Origin of the sequence: Chloroflexus sp., assembly GCF_034435895.1 — a bacterium.
In the GTDB taxonomy this organism is placed as follows: domain Bacteria; phylum Chloroflexota; class Chloroflexia; order Chloroflexales; family Chloroflexaceae; genus Chloroflexus.
This window is the reverse complement of record NZ_DAOTWH010000096.1, coordinates 1-3972: the sequence shown is the minus strand read 5'-3', so window position 1 is coordinate 3972 and position 3972 is coordinate 1. Positions and strand designations below refer to the sequence as shown.

Genomic DNA, 3972 nt, shown 5'->3' with positions numbered 1-3972 from the left:
CCCCCTCTCCCACCGTGAGGTGGGAGAGGGGTCCGGGGGGTGAGGGCAGGTAACGTAAAGCACGCGAAGGACGTGAAGGGTTGAACGCAAAGACACAGCGTTTGCCCCCCTCACCGCCACGAACAACCCCCTATGGTATAATCAGCCGGCAACGAACCCAATGGCGCAGGGAGTTTTACAGCATGGACAATCGGCCCAGTATCAGCGTCTTCTTCCCCGCTTGCAACGACGCCGGCACGATCGGCAGCATGGTGGTCGCAGCGATCGAGACGCTCGAAGAGATTACCGATGATTATGAAGTGATCGTGGTCGAGAACGGCAGCACCGACTACACGGTCGAGGTGCTTGAGTCGCTGGCCAAACGCTACGACAAGCTGCGAGTCTATACGCACCGGCAGGCACTCGGTTACGGCGGCGCGCTGCGGGTCGGCTTCGCCAAGGCGACGAAAGATCTGGTCTTCTACACCGACGGCGACGCCCAATATGATCCGCGTGAACTCAAACTGCTCTTGCCGGCGCTGCGCGAGGATGTTGATATTGTCAACGGTTGGAAGATCGATCGCGGCGATCCGCTGCACCGGATTATTATCGGGCGGATCTATCACCACACGGTTAAATTCCTCTTCGGCTTCAAGCTGCGCGATGTCGATTGCGATTTCCGCCTGATTCGCCGCCACGTCTTCGATGACATCGAGCTGGAATCAGACAGCGGCACCATCTGCCTCGAACTGGTCAAGAAATTGCAAGACTCCGGCTACCGGTTCGCCGAAGTGCCGGTGCATCACTATCACCGCACCTACGGCAAGAGCCAGTTCTTCAACTTCCCGCGACTGTGGCGCACGTTTGTGCAATTGATCGAATTGTGGTGGAAGTTGGTGGTGCGGCGCGAGCATCTGCGCAAACGCAAAACTCGCGCGCGTACCGAAGCCGAGCAGACGACGCGCTGAAACGTCGCAAACTAACTCTGGGCCAATTCGCGCAAGCGCGATGGGTTGAGCAGCGTGATGCCGGAGCTATCCACATCGAGCAGGCGCGCATCGCGGAACTGGTTGATCACTTTGGTGACGGTTTCGCGGTAGGCGTTGATCATGTCGGCCAGTTGTTGATGGGTACGGCGCGGCAGCCGGGCCGGTTGCGGCGTCGCGACTGGCCGCGTCTCAGACATTTCGAGCAGCACCGAAGCCAACCGGGCCGGTACCGACTTGAACGCCACTTCTTCGATCCGGCGGCTGACGATCTGCCGTTGCTGGCCGAGCAATTCGAGCATTGCTGTCGCTAACGCGCCATCGTTTGCAATCGCATGCAACGCTTCGGCCCGCGGCACCGCCAACGCGCGCACCGGCGTCAACGCCTCGGCAAAGGTGTCGTAGGTTGTCTCACGCTCGAGGGCGCTCAAGCCAAACACTTGGCCGTTCTCAACGACGCGCACGGTCAACAAACGCCCTTCTTTTGAGGCAAGGTGCAATCCTACTTGCCCGTTGGCAAGCAGGTACAATGTTTGCGCCGGGTGGGCCGGAGTATATATTGTGCTGTGCCGGCGGAATGACTGCGCCTGCCCTAACGGGGCCAAGCGATGCCAGACGAAGGATTCCGCTTCATGCAGCCGTGATGCCATGCCTTATCCCTTTCCGCGCCATCTCGACCGGCCAGTGTGGAGCGTTTCATTGCTATGGTATTGTACCACAAGCTTTCGTTCATCGCCCCCTGATAAAATGAGCATTGGTATAATAATTTTATGAAGCATCGCAACCCTCCTTGGCAGCGCTGGTTCCGGATCGTATGGTGGATGGGGTTGAGCATCTGGCTGGCAGCGTGTGCGGTGCCGGCAACGCCAACCCCGACCAGCACCCTGCCGCCGACCGCAACACCGCCGCCGACCGCAACGCCGCTACTACGCGGCGGCACGTTAAACCTGCGAATTACTGCCAATATCACCGATCTGCGCCCATGGCAACCGCGCTCGCGAGCTGAAGAACACCTGATCGGTTTGCTGTACAGCGGTCTGATGCGCCTCGACGCCGATCTCTGGCCTACACCCGATCTGGCCGAGCAGCTCGACATCGATGCCGAAGGCCGGACGCTCACCTTTACCCTGCGCCCCGATCTGCGCTGGCACGACGGCCAGCCGCTGACCGCGGCTGATGTGCTCTTTACCCTCGAAGCGTTGCGTAGTTTGCCCGAAACCAATACGGCACTGCTAGCCGATTTGCGCTACGTTGCCACCGCCTCCGCTCCTGACGAGCGCACCGTGGTGATCGAACTGCGCAGCCGGTATGCGCCGATGCTCAGTTTGCTCGCCGTGCCGATCCTACCTCGCCACCTCTTCGCCGGGCGCGAGCTGAGCCAGATAAATTTCCTGAACCAGCCGGTCGGCAGCGGGCCGTTTCGCCTGACCGAGCGGCAAGCCAACAGCAGCCTCGTGCTCGATCGGTTTGAACAGTATCACCACGGCGCACCGCTGCTCGATCGGGTGGTCTTAACGGTCATTCCCGAAACTGGTCTCACCCAGAGCGCGCTGCGCGATGGCCGGCTGCAAGCCGCTGAGCTGCCGTGGGGCAGCCAAGATGCGCTCGCCGATGTGCCTACGCTGCGCAGTGGCAGCATTCCCGAAAACGGTGTGTATTTTCTCGCCTTCAATTTGCGCCCCAGCCGGCCTTTTGCCGATGTCCGCCTGCGGCAGGCGCTAGCCACCGCTATTGATCTGCCCCGCCTCGTCGAGACAGCCACCAAAGGGGCCGGCATTCCAGTTGGCAACGGCGCATTACCGGGGAGTTGGGCCGATCTGACCCCGCCGGTGACTGCCGGTGACTTGCCGGCGGCGCGAGAAATCCTTGATGCCGCCGGCTGGACGTTGCCGACCGGGGCGACGATTCGCCAGCGCGAGGGGGTGCCGCTGATTGCCCACCTCTACGTGCGCAATGACGATGAACGGCGGCTAGTGGCAGCGCGGCGCATTGCCGAAATCGCTGCCAGTATCGGCATCCAGATCGTGGTTGAACCAGCCGGCTTCGCCACCGTCATTCTCGCCCGCTATGTCGCGCCCTACGATTTCGACCTTTTGCTGGGCAGTTGGATCAACGGCGCCGGCGATCCGGCCTTCGCCGATACCATGTTCTACGATCCCGACGATTTCGCCCTCTTCCATTCCAGCCAGCTCGAACAGGGGCCGGGTGACACGCGGGCCACACGCAATTTCGTCGGTTTCAACGATCCGGTCTACGATGAGCAGGCGCTGATTGCCCGCCAGCTCTACGGGCGCGACGAACGGCGCAGCGCGATTGCCCAGACGCAGGCCCGCCTTGCCAGCGAGTTGCCCTATTTGTACCTGTGGGTTGATCGCACGGCGGTCGTGCTCGATACCCGCTTGCGCACGCTTGACGGCCCGATCGATCTGAGTACGCCGCGGTATTTGTGGAATATTGAACGCTGGTATCTGGAACGGTAGGGAGATAGGGCGTAGGGAATAGGGAGTAGGCAATAGAAACAAGTGCTTGCCCATGCCCTACCTGCCTGCTCCCGACCTCCCTATTCCCCCACAGGTGGAGTATGACCAACCCCTTTAGCGAACGCGGACGCATCGTCGATCCGGGCAAATTTGTCGGGCGGTGGCGCGAGCTTGGCGCGGCGTGCGAGCAACTCGAACGGCGACGACCTATTCTACTGTACGGGCCGAGCGGCAGCGGGCGCTCGTCGCTGCTCACCCATCTGGCCCAAGCCGCCGGTGCGGTGCTCGAAATTCCCAACCTCAACGCTTTCTACCTCGATCTGGCTGTGTTGCCCGACGCCGCCGCCACCTACGGCCTGATCGTGCGCGCGCTCGGCGGCAGCGAACCAACCATCGCTGCACTTGAGCGGCGGCTGGCCGCCAATGGCCGCCCGGTGCTGATCTGCCTCGATGGGGTTGAGTCGGCAATCGCTGCTGGCTGGGGCAAAGACCTGCTCGAACGGTTGGGCCGGCTTGCCCGGCGCAGC

Annotated in this window: 4 protein-coding genes; 3 read left to right on the top strand and 1 reads right to left on the bottom strand. The window is 61.8% G+C overall.

Annotation, left to right across the window (positions count from 1 at the left end; genetic code table 11):
- Positions 1-182: 182 nt before the first annotated feature.
- Positions 183-947: a glycosyltransferase family 2 protein gene (locus tag U9R81_RS05845; RefSeq protein WP_322494575.1), complete on the top strand. Its 765-nt coding sequence runs from the start codon at positions 183-185 to the stop codon at positions 945-947.
- 11 nt (positions 948-958) lie between these two features.
- On the opposite strand, the gene U9R81_RS05840 is transcribed toward U9R81_RS05845, so the two are convergent.
- Positions 959-1615, bottom strand: a complete 657-nt coding sequence (locus tag U9R81_RS05840; RefSeq protein WP_322494574.1) for a Crp/Fnr family transcriptional regulator — start codon at positions 1613-1615, stop codon at positions 959-961.
- Positions 1616-1735: 120 nt separating this feature from the next.
- Between U9R81_RS05840 and U9R81_RS05835 the strand changes: the two genes are divergently transcribed.
- On the top strand, positions 1736-3445 hold the full coding sequence (locus U9R81_RS05835; RefSeq protein ID WP_322494573.1) for a peptide ABC transporter substrate-binding protein: 1710 nt from the start codon (positions 1736-1738) through the stop codon (positions 3443-3445).
- Between the two features lie 101 nt (positions 3446-3546).
- Positions 3547-3972, top strand: a 426-nt coding sequence (locus U9R81_RS05830) for an ATP-binding protein (RefSeq protein WP_416180940.1), incomplete at its 3' end; no start/stop codon positions are given.

Coding starts and splice junctions, on each gene's coding strand:
- U9R81_RS05845 (WP_322494575.1), top strand. CDS start 183: ATGGACAATCGGCCCAGTATCAGCGTCTTCTTCCCCGCTTGCAACGAC.
- U9R81_RS05840 (WP_322494574.1), bottom strand. CDS start 1,615: ATGGCATCACGGCTGCATGAAGCGGAATCCTTCGTCTGGCATCGCTTG.
- U9R81_RS05835 (WP_322494573.1), top strand. CDS start 1,736: ATGAAGCATCGCAACCCTCCTTGGCAGCGCTGGTTCCGGATCGTATGG.